This window comes from Cupriavidus basilensis OR16 (genome assembly GCF_000243095.1).
Lineage (GTDB): Bacteria > Pseudomonadota > Gammaproteobacteria > Burkholderiales > Burkholderiaceae > Cupriavidus > Cupriavidus basilensis_D.
On sequence record NZ_AHJE01000054.1, the window covers coordinates 1 to 18,694 of the forward strand.

An 18,694-nucleotide genomic window follows, 5' to 3' on the forward strand; every position below is an offset into this window, starting at 1 on the left:
CGTAATTATCAGTACGCAATTTCTATGAAATCTGTCTTTCAATCAGATGGAAAGATGGTTTGCGAAGATTGTCATCCATGGCGAACCTAGCATAAGGACCGATATTTTGGAATCGGACTAGTCCGATTTGTGCCGAGAAAAGCCGGATTTTTATATTCAGACAACACTTGTAATTTTACGAATAGGCAGGCGCCAGGCTAGCCAAGAGAATTCACGAACCGTATGTCAGTGTTGAAGAAAAGGACATAGGAACAGTCGGAACAAACTCCTGCCTGGTTCGTCGTTTTGAAATCGCCGCAGCAACCCTCGAGGACACCGCTGGATTGGGTCGAAGCGGAAACCCACCATCGGACGAACACGCTGAACGGCGGCTGGATTCCGAACGATCCCAACTTGGCCTCTGACCAATGGAACCTGCATGACCCGGCGATCCCGGGCAATGCCAAGGGCGCGATCAACGCGGTGAATGCCTGGTCGAGCAGCAAAGGCGATGGCATCGTGATCGCGATTGTCGACAACGGCGTGAGCACAACCCATCCCGACTTGCAGGGCAAGGTGCTCCCGGGCTACAGCTTCATCACGCGTACAGGCCGTGGCACCAACACGCTGCCGCCGGCCGTTGGTGCGCAATGCGCCAACCCTGCCCAGCAGAACGGCAGCGGGCCGTTGATGGTCTACCACGGCACCAGCATGGCGGGCATCGCGACCGCGGCAACCAACAACGGAATAGGCATCGCGGGTGTCGCCCCCAATGCATCCATTCTGCCCGTAAAGGTCATGGATGAATGCCAGGCGAGCAGCTTTGACGTCGCGGACGCTATTCGATGGGCCGCGGGTTCCAGCGTACCTGGCGTTCCTGCCAACCAGAACCCGGCTCGGGTCATTAGCCTGAGTCTTGGCGCTGCCGGAGTCTCCAAGTGCGATGCTGCCACGCAAGCGGCCATAGCAGATGCAAGCGCCAGGGGAGCCGTGGTGGTCGTGGCGGCCGGCAACGAAAGTGGTGCGGTGACAACGCCCGCTACATGTAATGGCGCGATTGCCGTTGCCGGATTGACCTACGCTGGCGCCCTCGGTTCGTATAGCAATTTTGGGCCGGCGATTGCGGTCGCTGCCCCGGGAGGGGGCGGCTCGATAGCGCAGGCTGATCCGGTCTATGGCTGGTCGTTGGGGACCATCGGCGCCACGTCCTATGGTAACGATGGCGCACCCATTTATAACTCGGGGGGGATCGGCACGAGCAACGCTGTTCCGCAGGTTGCTGGCGTTGCGGCATTGATGCTTGCTTTGCGGCCGACACTGACGCCAGCCGCGGTGCGCCAGCTGCTGCGCAAGAGCGCCCGGGCCTTCGTAGACCCAAGCTGCAGTACGTGGATTTGCGGCACCGGCATGCTCGACGCGTTCGGGGCCGTTACCCTGACCGCACAGGCCGTTGTTCCCACCGCGTCGGCGAGTGCGCCGAAATCGGTGAATACTGGCACGACGGTGGCACTTGATGGCAGCCAGTCCAGCAGCGCCAACGTCTCGTATGCCTGGAGCCAGCTTAGCGGCCCGAAGGTGACGTTGCTGAATGCCAATGCGGCGGTCGCGTCGTTCACCCCAACGGTGGCCGGCGACTACCAGTTCGGCCTGACCGTGACTGACAACGCCTCAGGACTCTCGGCCGGCACCAGTGTGCTGCTGTCAGCCACGGTACCTGCCAGCACCAATAGCGGCAGCAGCTCAAGTGGAGGAGGGGGCGGCGGCGGTGCGTTCAGTCTCTTCGAGGCGGTGCTACTCCTTGCTGGCGGCTTGCTGGCCTTCGTAGGTCGCCGCCGTATCGGAGCATACGCATTCACGGCCTTGGCGACCCCGAGCGGCCTCTTCGGCGCCGGTCCGAATAGCGCCGCGTGGATGTGGGTCTTCTGGCATGGCGGCTTTCCTTTTTTTGTGATCCTCGCAGTGGCGACGCGCAGTCTTTCCTCGGCCGATCTGATCAAAAGCAAGAACGTCAGTCTGTGGACATGGGGGCTAGTAGGGGGGCCGGTCGCAATCGGTGTGGCACTTTGCGGGGTAGCGATACACGGCGGATTGCCATCCGCTCTCAACGCGGCGGGAAACGCGGGAGCGTATGAGAAGAACGCGACCGCGCTAGCAATATGGTCGCTCAATGTCGCCGCCATTGCATTCGTATTGCTGGCCGGCCGCTTGCGGGCAGTGCTCGACATCTGGCTATCGATCGCCTTGCTGGCTTGTCTCATCGACACCAGCCTGAACCTGCTGAGTGCCACCACGTTCAGCGTAGGCTGGTATCTCGCGAGGGTATTCAGCATGTTCGCGCCCGGCGTCATGGTGTGCGTCCTAGTGTGGGAAGTCACGGTACTGTACCGGCGGCTTTTCGCGGTCCATGCCACCTTGCTGCAAACGTCGGTTCGTGATGCATTGACAGACCTCTACAACCGAAGCTACTTCAGCGGGCAATTCGGCAAGGAATTCGATCGTGCGAAGCGCGCCAATTTACCGAAGCGCGCCAATTTACCGCTGTCGCTAGTCATGATCGATGTGGACCATTTCAAGCTCTACAACGACACCTTGGGACATCTGAAAGGGGACGCTTGCCTGGTCAGAGTGGCGGCTGCGCTAGCGGGAGTCGTCCAGCGGCCAACGGACTTCGTTTGCCGATACGGAGGGGAGGAATTTGTGATTGTCCTGCCGGAAACCGACCTCCGTGGCGCCGCCGAGGTCGCGGCACGAGCGCTTCAAACGGTTACGCGATTGAACCTCGAGGCGCCGGCCGCCGTCGGCTACATCACAGTCAGTGCTGGTTGCGCGACCCTTCAGCGCGAACGCTTCGCCGATGAGCTCGTCGATGCAGCCGATATCGCGCTTTACAAGGCGAAAGGCGCGGGGCGAAATCGCGTTCATCTCTCGGGAACTGTATGACGGCGATGCCCATCATTACATGGGCTGGTGGGCTGGTGGGCTGGTGGGCTGGTGGGCTGTTTTTTTGATTTAACATAAGAACTATTATGCGCGGATACAGGTGTTACGGCCAAATCAGAATGTCCGCTTCCAGCCACATCAGAATGTCCTCTGGATAGACCTATACTGGTAGCGCCTGGGTTGTACGGGAGCGCGCCATGAAGGATCGAGGATTGATCACCATGAGTCTGCGCGATGTTGACCGCTTCAAGGTCATTCAGGCAACGGCCGAGGGCCTGCTGGCGCAATGGCGTGCCGCGGAGCGCCTGGATTTGACGGCGCGACAGGTCCGGCGGCTGGTCCAGCGCTGGCGAGCCGATGGCCCTATGGGCTTGCTGTCGCGCCAGCGTGGGCAGCCAGGCCATCGCCAACTGCCGAGGATGCTCGAAGCGCAGGCACGCGCGCTAATCCAGCAGCATTACGCCGATTACGGTCCGACGCTCGCCTGCGAGAAGCTGCGCGAGCGCCATGGCATCGACCTGGCCAAGGAGACGGTGCGCCGGATCATGATTGACGCCGGCTTCTGGGTCCCCAGGAAGTTGCGCCCGCCCAAGATGCACCAGCCGCGCAAGCGCCGCGCCTGCCTGGGTGAACTGGTGCAGATCGATGGTAGCGAGCACGCGTGGTTCGAGGAGCGGGCGCCCATGTGCACGCTGCTGGTCTATGTCGACGATGCCACCAGCCGCCTGATGCAGTTGCTGTTCGTGCCGACCGAATCGACTTTCGCCTATTTTGCAGCGACGCGTGCTTACATCGAGCGCCATGGCAAGCCGGTGGCCTTCTACAGCGACAAGGCCAGCATCTTCCGGGTCAATGCCAAAGGCGTCACCACGGGACGGGACCATACGCAGTTCGGGCGCGTGTTGTACGAGCTGAATATCGAGAGCCTTTGCGCTAACAGTAGTCAGGCCAAGGGCCGTGTGGAGCGAATGAATGGCACGCTGCAGGACCGGCTAGTCAAAGAGCTGCGCCAGCGCGGCATCTCGACGCTGGCCGAGGCCAATGCCTTTGCCCCAGTCTTCCTGGCTGACTTCAATGTGCGGTTCGCCAAGATGCCAAGAAGCGACTTCAACGCGCACCGTCCCGTACGGCCCGACGAGGACCTCGAGCGCATCTTTACCTGGCGTGAATGGCGCAAAGTCTCCAATCGACTGACGCTGCAATACGACCGCAAGCTGTACCTCATCACGGACCAACCCGAGCAGCGCTCCTTGATTCATCGCTACATCGAAGTGGCCGAGTATCCGGACGGCCGCATCGAGTTGTGGGCCGACGGGACTTCCCTGCCCTACGTCCTCTATGACCGGCTGTCCGAGATCAATCAGGGAGCGGTGGTGGAAAACAAGCGGTTGGGGCATGTGCTGGAGATCGCCCAGCGCGTGCAGGCCCAGCGCGACAATCGTCGCATCCTAGCGACACCATCGCGCACGCTGACCGGTCAAAAACCGCGGCAACGGCCCAAACAGGCGACCCCGGGCACGAAACCACAACGGCAGCTGAATGCGGAAGACTTGCGTCGCGCCATTGATGAACTGGCGCAACCGCCCCACCCTGTAGATACGTTACCGCCTCAGGCCAGCTCGACTGCCTTACGGAAACAGCCCAGAAAAAGACGCAAAAGAACCAACACCATCCTGCACTAGACCGGACATTCTGATCTAGCCAAAGACCGGACATCTCAATTTAGCCTAGACAGGCCAGATCTGTTTCCGGTAACGCGCTTCAGGAGAGTCCGAACGTCTTGCGCAGACTCGCACCGACCGGTCCTGCCGGCATGAAGCGGCGCAGCTTGCTCAGAAGGGAGGCCTCGCCTTTGGGGGTACGGCGCATCTTCCACGCGCCGAGAGCGGCATCGACGACCGTGCTCGCGACGCCATCGGGGTCCGGTGCTTTTTGGACACTTCTTTGAATCGCCTGCGAAACGACGCTGCGCTCGTCGTCGTAGGCAGATACCTTGGAAGCCGCGTGGGGGGCGTTGGTATCCAGGCTGGTCTTGGTAAATGAGGGTTCGACAAGCACCACACGGATGCCGAACTTGCGCACCTCGTGATCCAACGTCTCGGACATCCCCTCCACAGCGTGTTTGGATGCCGAATATAGGCCCATGTACGGCGCCGGCAGAAAGCCGAGCACGGAGCTGATGTTGATGATTCTTCCCGAACGTTGCGCACGCATGTGCGGCAATACGGCTCGGGTGGTGCGCAAGATGCCAAACACGTTGGTGTCGAACAGCGCCTGCGCTTCGGCGTTGACGAGCACATCGATGCGCTTGGCCTGCGCGATGATGGCCTGGATCCCCCGCTGAACCGAGGCTTCATCGCGGATATCCATCTCGACCAGCTCAACGCCCGGTAGCGGCTGCGCTTTTGCGAGGTTGCGCACGGTGCCGAATACCCGGCAGCCCCGCAGCGCAAACTTCGCGGCGGTGGCACGGCCGATGCCCGAGGACACGCCTGTAATGACGACAACTTTGGAATTCGACATGGCAGTTTCTTTCGGTATGAGTGGGTCGGTGCTGCGGTAAAGGTTCGAGCGATGAGCCGTGCTGAATGCGCAGCCTCATTCGCGGAGTGACTATTTGCTAGCAACGGCGGTCGATTCGTCGGGCTGCCACCCACCGCCCAGCGCCTTGAATGCCGCGACGGCAGCGCGCGCTGATTCGGTTTGCGCCTGCGCGCGCGCGTCTGATGCACGTAACAGGCTGTCGTCGGCTTGCAGGACTTCAATCAGGCTAACGACGCCTTTTTGATACGCAGCAAACGATGCATCTCGCGCGCGGCCAAGTGAATCCACGCCTTGTGTGAGCACGGCCGCTTGCTCCTCGCGCTTGACGAGGGCAGAAAAGGCGTCTTCCACATCCTCCGTGGCGCGCAGCACGGCGAGCCGGTACGCGGCCAGCATCTCCGCCTCTTGCCCCTTGGCCTGATCGATCTGCGCGTTGATACGGCCGAAGTCGAACAGGCGCCAGCGCAGACCGAGCACGCCGGCAAATTGACTGGCACCGCTACCGAACAGGCTGCCGGCGCCCACCGATGTAGCGCTGCCGAGCAGGCCGCTGAGCGAGAACTTCGGGTAGTACTCGGCTATGGCGACACCGATGCGCGCGTTGGAAGCCGCTAGGCGGCGCTCGGCGACGATGAGGTCGGGGCGGCGCCTCAGCAATTCGCCCGGCGATCCGCTGATCGTAATTTGCGGAGCGGCCGGGATGTCGCCGCCTTGCGCAAGCTCCGCCCGGTGCGTGCCCGGCAGCGAGCCGAGCATCACATCCAGCGCGTTCATCGCCGCATCGAGGCCAGCCTCAAGCTGTGGGATGGAAGCGCGAACCTGAGCGAGTGCGCCTTCGGCCTGCCGGACTTGAAGCTCGGCCGCCAGTCCCTTGCCGTACAGCAGGTTGATGGTGGAGAGCAATTCTTCTTGCGCCTGTACCTGGTGGCGGGCCACTTTCAAGCGCGTCTGTAAGCCGCGGATGGTGATGAAGATATCGGCAGTCTGTGCGGCCACGGTCAGCCGTGTGGCGACTGCGCCCGCCTGGGAGGCCTGGTAGTCGGCAAGTGCCCCCTCGCGGCCACGGCGCAGGCCGCCGAATACGTCCAACTCCCAGCTTGCGCTGACATCGGCCTCAAAAGCGTTGCCGTAGCGGTCGAAGCCGGGCCGCGAATTCAAGACGCGGCCCAAAGGGGTTTCGACGGACTGGTACGCACGCGCTGCCTGGCCCGTGACATTGCCGGAGGGCAGCAACACGGCATTGGCAGCGCCAAGCCCCGCACGGGCTTGCGTGACGCGGGCGAAGGCCTGTGCAAGGTCCAGGTTCTGTTCCAGAGCGAGCTGCACGAACCGCGTGAGTTGCGGATCGCCAAAGCCAGCCCACCACGCAGGTAGATCGGCTCCGGCATTGGCTGTCCGCTGCTCGACTGCCGTCTGGCCCTGGAATTGTTGCGGAACCGGCGCATTGGGCTTCACATAATCGGGGCCGACGGCACAACCGGTCGCCAGGCTGGCAACGCAAAGGGCCATAAGGGAGTGTTTTGGCAACATGGACGTCTTCCATCTGGTTTTTGTGACTATAGTACAAATTGGTCACACGTTGTTCAACTATCGCGACTCGCGTAAGCTGGAGCCTATGAAGACCACCCCCTACCCCGTTTCCGCCCGTGGCCCCGCGGACCATGACGTGCGAGACCAGATCGTTGCCGCCGCCACCGAGCACTTCAGCCGCTACGGCTACGAGAAGACCGCCGTTTCCGATCTGGCCAAGGCCATCGGTTTTTCCAAGGCCTACATCTACAAGTTCTTCGAGTCCAAACAGGCCATTGGCGAGATGATCTGCGCCAACTGCCTGCGCGAGATCGAGGCCGACGTGAATGCCGCCCTGACCGACGCCGACTCCCCGCCGGAGAAGCTCCGGCGCATGTTCAAAGCCTTGACTGAGGCCAGCCTTCGGTTGTTTTCCCACGACCGCAAGCTGTACGAGATCGCGGCCTCGGCAGCGACTGAACGCTGGCAAGCGGTGATCGCCTATGAGGACCGCATCCAGAGGTTGCTGCGCGATGTGCTGCAGGAGGGCCGGGAGACCGGAGACTTCGAGCGCAAGACGCCGTTGGACGAGGCCACGACGGCCATCTACCTGGTCATGCGCCCGTACATGAATCCGTTGCTTTTGCAGCACAGCTTGGACTACACGGAAAGTGCGCCCGGGCTGCTCTCCAGCCTCGTGCTTCGGAGCCTTTCCCCCTGACGCGCAGATTTTTTGAATGTGACCATTGACTAAAGTGGTCACAAGAACCAGAATGAAAGCCCAGATCATCTTGTTGATGGGGCTTTCATGCTTTCGCGTCGCTTTGTTACCTCTATCGTTATTGGTGCGTTGCCGCTCGCTTTGAGCGCTTGCGGCGAAAAGGCCCCTGCCGACCCGCGCACCGAGGCACCGTTGGTGCGTGCCGCGTTCGTTCAGCCCGTCGCTTCCGCGTCGCGTTCATTCACGGGAGTCGTCGCTGCCCGGGTGCAGAGTGATCTCGGGTTCCGCGTGCCCGGCAAGGTGTTGGAGCGGCTTGTGGATGCCGGGCAGACCGTCAAGCGCGGGCAACCGCTCATGCGCATCGACCCTGTCGATCTGAAGCTCGCCGCGCACGCACAGCAAGAAGCCGTGAGCGCTGCGCGAGCGCGCGCGCACCAGACGGCGGAAGACGAAGCCCGCTACCGCGATCTGCGCGGAACGGGCGCCATTTCCGCCTCAGCCTATGACCAAGCCAAGGCTGCGGCGGACGCCGCCAAAGCCCAGCTGAGTGCAGCGGAAGCGCAGGCCGATGTTGCGCGTAACGCCAGCCGTTACGCAGAGCTTGTTGCCGATGGTGAAGGCGTGGTCATGGAGACGCTGGCCGAGCCCGGCCAGGTCGTCAACGCAGGGCAAGCCGTTGTACGGCTACACGCTGGCCGCCGTGAAGCGGTGGTCCAGTTGCCGGAAACGTTGCGGCCGGCGATCGACTCTGTCGCACAAGCCACGCTTTTCGGCAAGGAAAGCGCCGGTGTACCTGCCAAGCTGCGGCAACTGTCGGATGCTGCCGATCGGCTTACCCGCACGTTCGAAGCGCGCTATGTGCTGGATGGGGAACTGGCCAATGCGCCGCTGGGCGCCACCGTGACGATCCAGATTCCCGATCGGCTCACCACCGTGCAAGGCGATCTGCAGGTGCCGCTTGGTGCCGTGCTCGATGCCGGCAAGGGCCCGGGTGTGTGGGTCATCCAGGGTGATCCGGCGAAGGTGTCGTGGCGATCCGTCACCATCGTGCGCCTCGGCGACGAAAGCGCTCGGGTTGCTGGCCAAGTCAAGCAAGGGGACCGCATCGTCGCGCTTGGCGCACAACTGCTGCGTGAAGGACAGCAAGTCCGTGTGGCAGGGCAAGGCGCCAGCACTGCCATCGCGGGGGTGCGTCTGTGAGCCAAGGTCGTTTCAATCTATCGGCGCTCGCCGTGCGCGAGCGCACCATTACGTTGTTCCTTATCTGCCTGATCTCCCTGGCGGGTCTCATCTCCTTCTTCAAGCTGGGTCGCGCGGAAGACCCGGCGTTTACGGTCAAGGTGATGACCATCATCACCGCGTGGCCCGGCGCGACGGCGCAGGAAATGCAAGACCAGGTGGCCGAGAAGATCGAAAAGCGCATGCAGGAGCTGCGCTGGTATGACCGCACGGAAACGTATACGCGGCCGGGCCTGGCGTTCACCACGTTGACCCTGCTCGACAGCACACCACCGTCGGAAGTTCAGGAGGAGTTCTACCAAGCGCGCAAGAAAGTCAGCGACGAGGTGGCCAACCTCCCGCCCGGCGTGATCGGGCCGATGGTCAACGACGAGTATGCGGACGTGACCTTTGCGTTGTTTGCGCTCAAGGCGCAGGGCGAACCGCAACGTGTGCTCGTGCGAGATGCGGAGACGCTGCGTCAGCGCTTGCTGCACGTGCCCGGCGTGAAGAAGGTCAACATCATCGGCGAGCAGTCGGAGCGCATCTATGTCGAGGGACGGCGCGTTCGACGAGCTGCAGAAGATTCGGGATACGCCGGTTGTATCGCAGGGCCGAACGTTGAAGCTGTCGGACATTGCCACGGTCAAGCGCGGCTACGAGGATCCTGCCACGTTCATGGTGCGCAATGGTGGCCAGCCTGCCTTGCTGCTGGGCATCGTCATGCGCGAAGGCTGGAACGGGCTGGACCTGGGCAAGGCGCTCGACAAGGAGGTGGGCGCCATCAACGCTGACATGCCGCTCGGCATGAGCTTGACCAAGGTGACCGACCAGGCAGTCAACATCGCCGCTGCCGTCGATGAGTTCATGCTCAAGTTCTTCGCCGCGCTACTGGTGGTCATGCTGGTGAGCTTCGTCAGCATGGGTTGGCGCGCGGGCCTGGTGGTGGCCGCGGCCGTGCCGTTGACACTGGCGGTCGTCTTTGTGGTGATGGCTGCGACAGGCAAGAACTTCGACCGCATCACACTTGGATCTTTGATTCTGGCGCTCGGCTTGCTGGTGGACGACGCCATCATCGCCATCGAAATGATGGTGGTGAAGATGGAAGAAGGCTACAGCCGCGTCGCCGCTTCGGCATATGCATGGAGCCACACTGCGGCGCCCATGCTGTCGGGCACGCTGGTGACCGCCGTCGGCTTCATGCCCAATGGCTTTGCGCGATCCACCGCGGGCGAATACACCAGCAACATGTTCTGGATCGTCGGCATTGCGCTGATCACGTCCTGGGTGGTCGCAGTGGTGTTCACGCCTTACCTAGGCGTAAAGATGCTGCCCGACTTCAAGAAGGTCGAAGGCGGCCACGATGCGATTTACGACACCCTGCGTTACAACCGCTTCCGTGCGCTGCTCGGGCGTGTGATTGCGCGCAAATGGCTGGTCGCGGGTTCGGTCGTCGGGCTCTTTGCCTTGGCCATCCTCGGTATGGCGGTGGTCAAGAAGCAGTTCTTCCCAATTTCGGATCGGCCTGAAGTGCTGGTCGAGGTGCAGATGCCCTATGGAACATCGATCAACCAGACCAGCACGGCCGCCGCAACGCTGGAAGCTTGGCTCGCCAAACAGAAGGAAGCCAAGATTGTGACGGCTTACGTTGGCCAGGGTGCGCCGCGCTTCTATCTGGCGATGGGGCCGGAACTGCCGGATCCGTCGTTCGCCAAGATCGTGATCCGCACCGACAGCCAGGAAGAGCGTGACGCGTTGAAGCAGCGCCTGCGCCAGGCGATTGCCGACGGCCTCGCCCCCGAGGCGCGCGTACGGGTCACGCAGCTCGTGTTCGGTCCGTACTCTCCGTTCCCGGTTGCCTATCGCGTGACCGGCCCCGATGCGGAGACGTTGCGCCGCATCGCGGCCGATGTTCGACAAGTCATGGACGCCAGCCCGATGATGCGCACGGTCAATACCGATTGGGGGATGCGCGTACCGACGCTGCACTTCACCTTGCAGCAGGACCGCTTGCAGGCCGTGGGGCTGACCTCCAGCGCCGTCGCGCAACAACTGCAATTCCTACTCAACGGCATGCCGGTGACGGCGGTGCGCGAGGACATCCGCACGGTGCAGGTGACCGCCCGCTCGGCCGGCGACATCCGACTGGATCCGACCAAGATCGGCGACTTCACGCTGGCAGGCGCCAACGGGCAACGCATTCCGCTCTCGCAGGTGGGCAAGATCGATGTGCGCATGGAAGAGCCCATCATTCGGCGGCGCGATCGCATGCCGACGATCACGGTGCGAGGCGATATCGCCGATGGCCTGCAACCGCCCGACGTGTCGACAGCCATCAGCGCGCAGCTTCAGCCAATCATCGAGAAACTGCCCAACGGATACCGCATTGAACAAGGGGGTTCCATTGAAGAATCGGGCAAGGCGACGAAGGCCATGCTGCCGCTGTTCCCGATCATGCTGGCAGTCACCCTGCTGATTCTCATCTTCCAGGTGCGGTCCATTCCGGCGATGGTCATGGTGTTCCTGACCAGCCCCCTCGGCCTGATTGGCGTGGTGCCAACGCTGATTCTGTTCGGGCAACCGTTCGGCATCAACGCGCTGGTTGGCCTGATTGCGTTGTCGGGCATCTTGATGCGCAACACGCTGATCCTGATCGGGCAGATTCAGCACAACAAAGACGAAGGGTTGGATCCATTCAGGGCCGTTGTGGAAGCCACGGTCCAGCGTGCGCGGCCGGTGATCCTTACCGCGTTGGCCGCCATCCTGGCCTTCATTCCGCTGACCCATTCGGTGTTCTGGGGCGCGCTCGCTTACACCCTCATCGGCGGGACGTTTGCCGGGACGATCTTGACTCTGGTGTTCCTGCCGGCCATGTACTCGATCTGGTTCAGGATCCGGCCCGGCAGCGCGGCCGATACGCAGCGTGATCGACACGAGACCGTGCAGCCCGCCGGACAACTGGCGCCCGAGTCATATTGAATTGCGAGGGCATGTTTCCGCCGCATGGCCCTTGATTTCAATCCACTTGCATTAAAGCGTCTTCTAGACGGGACATTGGGTACATGGCCTCCACCCAAGGCGTGCTGCTGTGCTAGAGGTCATAAAAATCGCGGTGAGGAGACAAAATATGAAGGTAAATCCAATTCTCCTGGGCTCCTTGAGCCTATTTTCTGGCATGACATGGCTCATGTATAACGTTATTCTGTATGGCGTTGCAGATATGAGAATGGAATACGAAAATCACGTCGGTACGGTGCCATTGGCAAGCAATGGGTTAAATAGTTGGCCCGGAAAAAACGTCTATCGAATGGATTCTGGTGGTCTGTCCGGATCGCGCTGGGGGATTCGCGGAACAGAGGATATTGGTGGGCGGCCTGCAGTCCATTTTTGTCCTTGAAAGCGGCGTGAGTATCGATAACGGCACCCAGATGCAGGGTCGACTTTTTTGCCGCCAAGCGTTCGTTGGATTGCAAAGCAGCTCACTTGGAAAATTCACATTCGGGCGTCAATACACATCGCTGTTCGATTCCATTGCGAATTTTTCACCAACGATCTACGCAACGCAATACTCACCAACCGTACTTCTTCTTGGGCCGGCCTATCGAGAAGACAACACGGCGAAATATAGCGGTGCTTTCGGTCCCTTCACTATCGGTGCTCATTGGTCCTTTGGAACAGGTCTTACGTTACCCGCCACCGCGCCAAGCACAATCCCGCTCACAGGAACCGGCGAGGTTCCGGGGCAATTTCACAGAGACTCTGCGTATGGCGTTGGAGTAAATTATAAAAAATCGCGGTTGCCGGAAGCTATGCTGCGGGGCCTGCAAAGCTAATGGCCGGGTACCGCTGGGGAAAGAATAAAGATGGGGCCCGAAAGGAAATCCTGCGAGACAATTTCTATTGGATCGGCGCAAACTACAAGTTGACACCGAGTGTGGATTTCACTTTGGAGTACGCGTACGACAGGATTCACCGAAGAGTGGGTGAATCGCAAATTGGCAATCCATGGCAAGTAACGGCAATCGCTAATTATTCATTCTCCAAGCGTACAAGTGCCTACGTCGTAACTTCTTTCACAAAGAACGCGGGACTCAATCTTGATAATAGCGCCGTAAATTATGCCAACAGTCTGGGGACAGGGAATAGCTACGCCCTCGGCGCAGGCGAGACGTCCATGCTCGGGGTAGGGCTTGGAATCCGTCACACGTTTTGAGGACCTCGAGCGCATCTTTACCTGGCGCGAATGGCGCAAAGTCTCCAACCGACTGACGCTGCAGTACGACCGCAAGCTGTATCTCACCACGGACCAACCCGAGCGGCGCCCCTTGATCCATCGCTACATCGAAGTGGCCGAATATCCGGACGGCCGTATCGAGTTGTGGGCCGACGGGGCTTCCCTGCCCTACGCCCTCTATGACCGGCTGTCCGAGATCAATCAGGGCACAGTGGTGGAGAACAAGCGGCTGGGGCATGTGCTGGAGATCGCCCAGCGCGTGCAGGCCCAGCGCGAAAATCGTCGCATCCTAGCGACACCGTCGCGCACGCTGACCGGTCAAAAACCGCGGCAACGGCCCGAACAGGCGACACCGGGCACGAAACCACAACGGCAGCTGAATGCGGAAGACTTGCGTCGCGCCATCGATGAACTGGCGCAACCGCCCCACCCTGTAGATACCTTACCGCCTCAGGCCAGCTCGACTGCCTTACGGAAACAGCCAGGGAAAAGACGTAAAAGAATCAAAACCAGCCTGCATTAAACCGGACATTCTGATCTAGCCACCGGCGATCTGTTCCTGCGGCACGGCATCGAGGTCTTCCAGGCGAGCGCGAACCGCTTCCTCTTCCGCTTCCCAACGGGCAACAACCAAATCAACCTACATCGACAGCGCCATTCCCATACACGGTTGCATATGCAATAGTGGCCCACCGGCAAATTGATTTTTGCCAGACACCAAGGGCCAGCCGCGGCACGGCGCACGCGTCGATGGCAATAGGCTTCAGCGGTCCCCGATATCGGGCTGCGCGGTGTCTTGATCTTGCGCAGGCTCCCGGGTCGCACGGCCTGCTTGCTAGTTGTCCACCGACGTCGACAATGGCGCGAGAATTTCTGAGCGGCAGACTTCCAGAATCTCGTCCGCCAGCGGGGAGTCATCCGGACAGGCTCGCGACAGCACGATCGCGCCGACCGAATGGGCAAGCATGTCGATCATCTTTGCGCGCGCCTTGCGCTGATCCAGCGTATCCAACGTCACGCCTTCGCGTTCAAGGGCCGTCAGCAGGCTTTCGATTCCAGCCGCAAACGTGGCCTTGATGGCTTCTGGTTGACGCGCCGCATCGCCGCAAAGGGCCGCCATCGTGCAGCCGCTGCCACGGGCGTCGCGGTGCTCCCGGGAAATGTAGCGATTGATGAACTCGGGGATGTCCACTCCCCCGGTCCGCGCCTTGGTTTGTGAGATCCCGCAGGCGGCCGCCTCGGCCATCAGGTCAGCTTTGGAGCGGAAGTGCTTGTAGAACCCGCCGTGGGTGAAGCCGGCGGCCGCCATCAGCTCTGCCACACCCACGCCGTCGTAGCCGCGCTCACGGAACAACGTGGACGCCGTCTCAACGATGCGCGCCCGGTTCTCCTGTGCCTGTGCTTTGGTGACTTTCATGCCCGTGAGCCTCTTTCTGTTAGCCAAGAAACAAAGCGTCAATATACATTGATGTTGACCATCATCAAAGCTATTGACATTTTAGATTATGATCATCATTATTGTGGATCGTCTTTTTCTAAGGACTTAGGCCATGAGCGACACTCACCTGAATGCACCCACCCGCTTCATCGAAGTGGACGGCGACCGCTTCACCTACCGCCGCTGGGGCAAGCCCTCCGGCGCCCCACTGTTCTTCGTGCAGCATTTCCGAGGCGGTCTGGACCACTGGGATCCTCTGCTGACCGATGGCTTGGCCGAGGGCCGCGAGGTCATCCTGTTCAATGGTCGTGGCGTTGCCTCGTCCACCGGTACGCCTCGCAACCGGATCGAGGAAATGGCCGACGACATCGCCTTGGTGATCCGGGCGCTGGGCCTGTCGCAGGTCGATCTGCTCGGCTTCTCGATCGGCGGCATGCAGGTGCAGGAGGTCGCGCTGCGCCACCCCGGACTGGTGCGCAAGCTGCTACTGCTCGGCACCGGCCTGCGAGGTGGTGATCCGACGATGGAACCGAAGGTGCTGCAGGTCGCGCCGAATCCGGTGCCGACCGCGGAAGACTTCCTCTACCTGTTCTTCGGCCGCTCAGAGGCCGCCAAGCAAGCGGGCCTCACGTTCTGGGAGCGGCGCCACCAGCGCGTCGACCAGGACCCGCCCAGCTCGGCCGAGGTGGCCAAGGCCCAGGCCGAGGCGCACGTGGCCTATTTCGCGCCGCTGCCGGGTGAGAACCCCTATACCTACCTAAACGCGATCCAGCAGTCGACTCTAGTGCTCAACGGCGTCAACGACATCATGATCGCCTCAATCAATTCCTGGTACCTGGCGCAGAACATCCCCAACGCCCAGTTGCTGATCTACCCCGATGCCGGGCATGGCGCGCAGTATCAGTATCCCGAGCGCTTCCTGAAGCACGCGATCCAGTTCCTGGAGGAGTAGTACTTGGCGCGCGGTCGCCGTGACCGCGAGGCATTGGTCTGAATTGAGCGGTCCCGAGGGGCTCGACACAAGCCCCATTCGGATGATCGACCGTGCGACGACGCGCACGCGCAACAACGACCATCAATCAACTGAAAAGGAAGAAGACATGACCGACAAGACTTTGTTCAAGCCCTACACGCTTGGCTCCCTGACCCTATCCAACCGGGTCGTGCTAGCGCCGCTGACGCGCAACCGCGCCGGCGCCGGCTTCGTTCCCGGCGAGCTCGCTGCCACCTACTACAGCCAGCGCGCGTCGGCCGGCCTGCTGATCTCCGAGGCCACGCAGATCTCGCAGCAGGGACAGGGCTACCAGGACACGCCCGGCATCTACACGCAGGCGCAGATCGACGGCTGGCGCCAGGTCACCGACGCTGTTCATGCGAAGGGCGGGCGGATCTTCCTGCAGTTGTGGCACGTCGGGCGCGTCTCGCACGTCGACCTGCAGGAGAACGGTGCCGCTCCGGTGGCGCCCTCGGCCATCCAGGCCGGGACCAAGACCTTCGTCAACAACGGCTTCACCGACGTGTCCGCGCCGCGCGCGCTCGAACTCGACGAGCTGCCGGGGATTGTGAACGACTTCCGCCAGGCCGCGGCCAACGCCATCGCCGCCGGCTTCGACGGCGTCGAGATCCATGGCGCCAACGGCTATCTGCTGGACCAGTTCCTCAGGGATGCCGCCAATGTCCGCACCGACGCCTATGGCGGCTCGGTCGAGAATCGCGCACGGCTCGTGCTGGAGGTGGCCCGTGCCGTGGTCAACGAGATCGGCGCCGAGCGCACCGGCATCCGCATCTCGCCGGTGTCGCCGGCCAACGGCGTTTCCAGCACCGATCCACAGGCGCAGTTCGACTACCTGGTCGAGCAGCTCGACGCCCTGGGCCTGGTCTACCTTCACGTCGTCGAAGGCGCCACTGGCGGCCCGCGCGACGTGGCCCCGTTCGACTATGACGCGCTGCGCAAGCGTTTCAAGCACACCTACATCGCCAACAACGGCTACGACCTGTCCCTGGCCGCCGCCCGCCTCAACGAGGACAAGGCGGACCTGTTCGCCTTCGGCCGCCCGTTCATCGCCAACCCCGACCTGGTGGAGCGGCTGAAGACCGGCGCACCGCTGGCGGACTTCAATCCGGCCACGCTCTACGGCGGCGGCGCGAAGGGCTATACCGACCACCCAACGCTGGCCGAGACCAGCGCCCAGTAAGCCTCTCCGGGGCCGCACCGCAATGCGGCCCCGGCCCACATGCCGCGCCATCGCGGCCTGTTCACGTTTCGCCAGAGAACAAGCACATGACAACCCGTTCGACTGTCCTCATTACCGGTGCCTCCACCGGCATCGGTGCCACCTACGCCGAGCGCTTCGCGCACCGCGGCCAGGATCTCGTGCTGGTGGCGCGCGACAAGGCACGGCTGGATGCACTCGCGGCCCGCCTGCGCGAGGAAACCGGCGTCGCCGTCGATGTCCTCCAGGCCGACCTGACCCGGCCCGACGACCTGACCGCGGTCGAGAAGCGCCTGCGCGACGACGCCAGGATTGGCATCCTCATCAACAATGCCGGGGTCGCCCAGTCCGGCAGCTTCGTCGAGCAGAGCGCCGAGAGCATTGACCGGCTGGTCACTCTCAACACGACAGCTCTGGCCCGGCTGGCCGCCGCCATTGCCCCGCGCCTGGCACAGGTCGGCGAAGGCGCCATCGTCAACATCGGTTCGGTCGTCGGCCTGGCGCCGGAGTTCGGCATGTCGGTCTACGGGGCGACCAAGGCCTTCGTACTGTACCTCTCTCAGGGGCTGAGCCTAGAGCTGGCGCCCAAGGGCGTCTACATCCAGGCCGTGCTGCCAGCGGCCACCCGCACCGAGATCTGGGAGCGCGCGGGCATCGACCTCGATACCCTGTCCGGAGTGATGGAAGTGGACGAGCTGGTCGATGCCGCGCTGGTCGGCTTCGATCGCCGTGAACTCGTGACCATCCCGCCACTGCACGACGCCGCACGCTGGGACGCCCTGGAGGCCGCGCGGCAAGGCCTGCTTCCGGACATCAGGCAGGCGCACGCCGCAGCGCGGTATCGCACTGCCTCGTAAGGCGCCCTCCAGGAACCTACGGCGCACAATGGTCGAATGAACGCGTGGGCGCCGCATCGTACTTGACGGCGGGCCTTCTCCTTCACATCCCCAGATTTCCGGTTCCATACGGGGCACGCGGAGTAAACAATGACCAATTCCGACAAACACGTTCGATCGGGCACGACCTACGCCAATGCCGCGAACCTTTTGATCGACGTCGGGGGTACTGCCTTTGCCTACCGCGACCTGGGGCCTCGCAGTGGAGTACCACTGATTCTTCTCAATCATTGGGGCGCGGTGCTGGACAATTTCGATCCGCGGATCGTCGATGGCCTTGCCGGCAGGCATCGCGTCATCGCCACCGACTACCGGGGAATCGGCGCGTCGGGCGGCACGGCGCCCTTGACCATCGATGAGATGGCACGCGATGCCATCGCCTTGATCCACGCACTGGGTTTCGAGACGGTGGATCTGCTCGGTTTTTCGCTCGGCGGATTCGTGGCGCAGGACATGGTGCTGAAAGCGCCCGGCTTGGTGCGCAAGCTCATGCTAACCGGTACGGGCCCGGCGGGCGGCCAAGGCATCGACAAGGTGGGCGCGGTCTCCTGGCCATTGATCATCAAGGGCCTGCTGACGCGGCGGGATCCCAAGTACTACCTGTTCTTCACGTCCACGGCGAATGGTCGCCGAGCCGCGAAGGCCTTCCTGGAACGACTGAAGGAACGCCAGGGAACCCGGGACAAAGACCCGACACCGGTCGCCTTCCTGCGGCAGTTGAAGGCGATCAAGGCCTGGGGCCGGCAAGCGCCGCAGGATCTCGGCAGCATCCGGATCCCGGTCCTGATCGCTAACGGCGACAACGACATCATGGTGCCCACCGTGAACAGTACCGACATGGCGCGCCGCATTCCGGACTCACAACTGGTCATTTACGAAGACGCCGGGCATGGTGGGATTTTCCAGAATCAGGCCGATTTCGTATCAAAGGCCCTTTCCTTCTTGAATGAATGATCGATCTCATGCGACGCATAAGTTCGGCAACCTGGCCGCCGTCGAGGC

At 62.0% G+C, this 18,694-nt stretch carries 12 protein-coding genes and 2 pseudogenes; 11 read left to right on the plus strand and 3 right to left on the minus strand.

Translation table 11 applies throughout. The annotated features are described in order from the left end of the window. The first annotated feature begins 285 nt into the window (after positions 1-285). Together mprA and OR16_RS20520 are read left to right on the plus strand one after the other, a co-directional pair. Positions 286-2,919 (plus strand): MprA protease, GlyGly-CTERM protein-sorting domain-containing form, encoded by a 2,634-nt coding sequence (gene mprA, locus OR16_RS47340; RefSeq protein WP_063709603.1) that lies wholly within the window; start codon positions 286-288, stop codon positions 2,917-2,919. 221 nt (positions 2,920-3,140) lie between these two features. After that, on the plus strand, positions 3,141-4,601 hold the full coding sequence (locus tag OR16_RS20520; RefSeq protein ID WP_423739668.1) for an ISNCY family transposase: 1,461 nt from the start codon (positions 3,141-3,143) through the stop codon (positions 4,599-4,601). Positions 4,602-4,680: 79 nt separating this feature from the next. Here OR16_RS20520 and OR16_RS20525 read toward each other — a convergent pair whose 3' ends face one another. Then, complete coding sequence (locus tag OR16_RS20525; protein ID WP_006159874.1) at positions 4,681-5,442, minus strand: oxidoreductase; 762 nt, start codon at positions 5,440-5,442, stop codon at positions 4,681-4,683. A gap of 90 nt (positions 5,443-5,532) precedes the next feature. Further along, positions 5,533-6,993: an efflux transporter outer membrane subunit gene (locus OR16_RS20530; protein WP_043420465.1), complete on the minus strand. Its 1,461-nt coding sequence runs from the start codon at positions 6,991-6,993 to the stop codon at positions 5,533-5,535. An 85-nt stretch (positions 6,994-7,078) separates the two neighbouring features. On the opposite strand from OR16_RS20530, the gene OR16_RS20535 reads away from it, so the two are divergent. From OR16_RS20535 to OR16_RS20550, 5 genes and pseudogenes are all read left to right on the plus strand, one after another. Further along, positions 7,079-7,693, plus strand: coding sequence for a TetR/AcrR family transcriptional regulator (locus tag OR16_RS20535; RefSeq protein WP_006159877.1), 615 nt, complete (start codon positions 7,079-7,081; stop codon positions 7,691-7,693). Positions 7,694-7,780: 87 nt separating this feature from the next. Beyond that, entirely contained in the window at positions 7,781-8,893 is a 1,113-nt protein-coding gene (locus OR16_RS20540) for an efflux RND transporter periplasmic adaptor subunit (RefSeq protein ID WP_006159878.1), read from the plus strand. Positions 8,894-8,925: 32 nt separating this feature from the next. After that, positions 8,926-11,890, plus strand: a pseudogene (locus OR16_RS20545) (efflux RND transporter permease subunit). Between the two features lie 148 nt (positions 11,891-12,038). Next, positions 12,039-13,124: pseudogene (locus OR16_RS41585) on the plus strand (porin). Beyond that, positions 13,102-13,668 (plus strand): hypothetical protein, encoded by a 567-nt coding sequence (locus tag OR16_RS20550; protein WP_006159881.1) that lies wholly within the window; start codon positions 13,102-13,104, stop codon positions 13,666-13,668. Before OR16_RS41585 ends, OR16_RS20550 begins: the two are co-directional and overlap by 23 nt. Before the next feature lie 312 nt (positions 13,669-13,980). Here the strand turns inward: OR16_RS20550 and OR16_RS20555 are convergent, their stop codons facing one another. Beyond that, on the minus strand, positions 13,981-14,562 hold the full coding sequence (locus OR16_RS20555; protein ID WP_006159882.1) for a TetR/AcrR family transcriptional regulator: 582 nt from the start codon (positions 14,560-14,562) through the stop codon (positions 13,981-13,983). A 133-nt stretch (positions 14,563-14,695) separates the two neighbouring features. Between OR16_RS20555 and OR16_RS20560 the strand changes: the two genes are divergently transcribed. The 4 genes from OR16_RS20560 to OR16_RS20575 all read left to right on the plus strand — a co-directional run bounded on the left by OR16_RS20560 (position 14,696) and on the right by OR16_RS20575 (position 18,646). Next, positions 14,696-15,535 carry an alpha/beta fold hydrolase gene (locus OR16_RS20560; protein ID WP_006159883.1) on the plus strand — a complete coding sequence of 280 codons (840 nt, stop codon included), beginning with the start codon at positions 14,696-14,698 and terminating at the stop codon, positions 15,533-15,535. Positions 15,536-15,683: 148 nt separating this feature from the next. Next, on the plus strand, positions 15,684-16,778 hold the full coding sequence (locus OR16_RS20565) for an alkene reductase (RefSeq protein ID WP_006159884.1): 1,095 nt from the start codon (positions 15,684-15,686) through the stop codon (positions 16,776-16,778). Positions 16,779-16,864: 86 nt separating this feature from the next. Then, the gene (locus OR16_RS20570; protein WP_006159885.1) at positions 16,865-17,653 is read left to right on the plus strand and encodes an SDR family NAD(P)-dependent oxidoreductase; all 789 of its coding nucleotides are present in this window, start codon (positions 16,865-16,867) and stop codon (positions 17,651-17,653) included. A 129-nt stretch (positions 17,654-17,782) separates the two neighbouring features. After that, a complete protein-coding gene (locus OR16_RS20575; protein WP_006159886.1) occupies positions 17,783-18,646 on the plus strand; it encodes an alpha/beta fold hydrolase in 864 nt (287 codons plus the stop codon). The last annotated feature ends 48 nt before the right edge of the window (positions 18,647-18,694 follow it).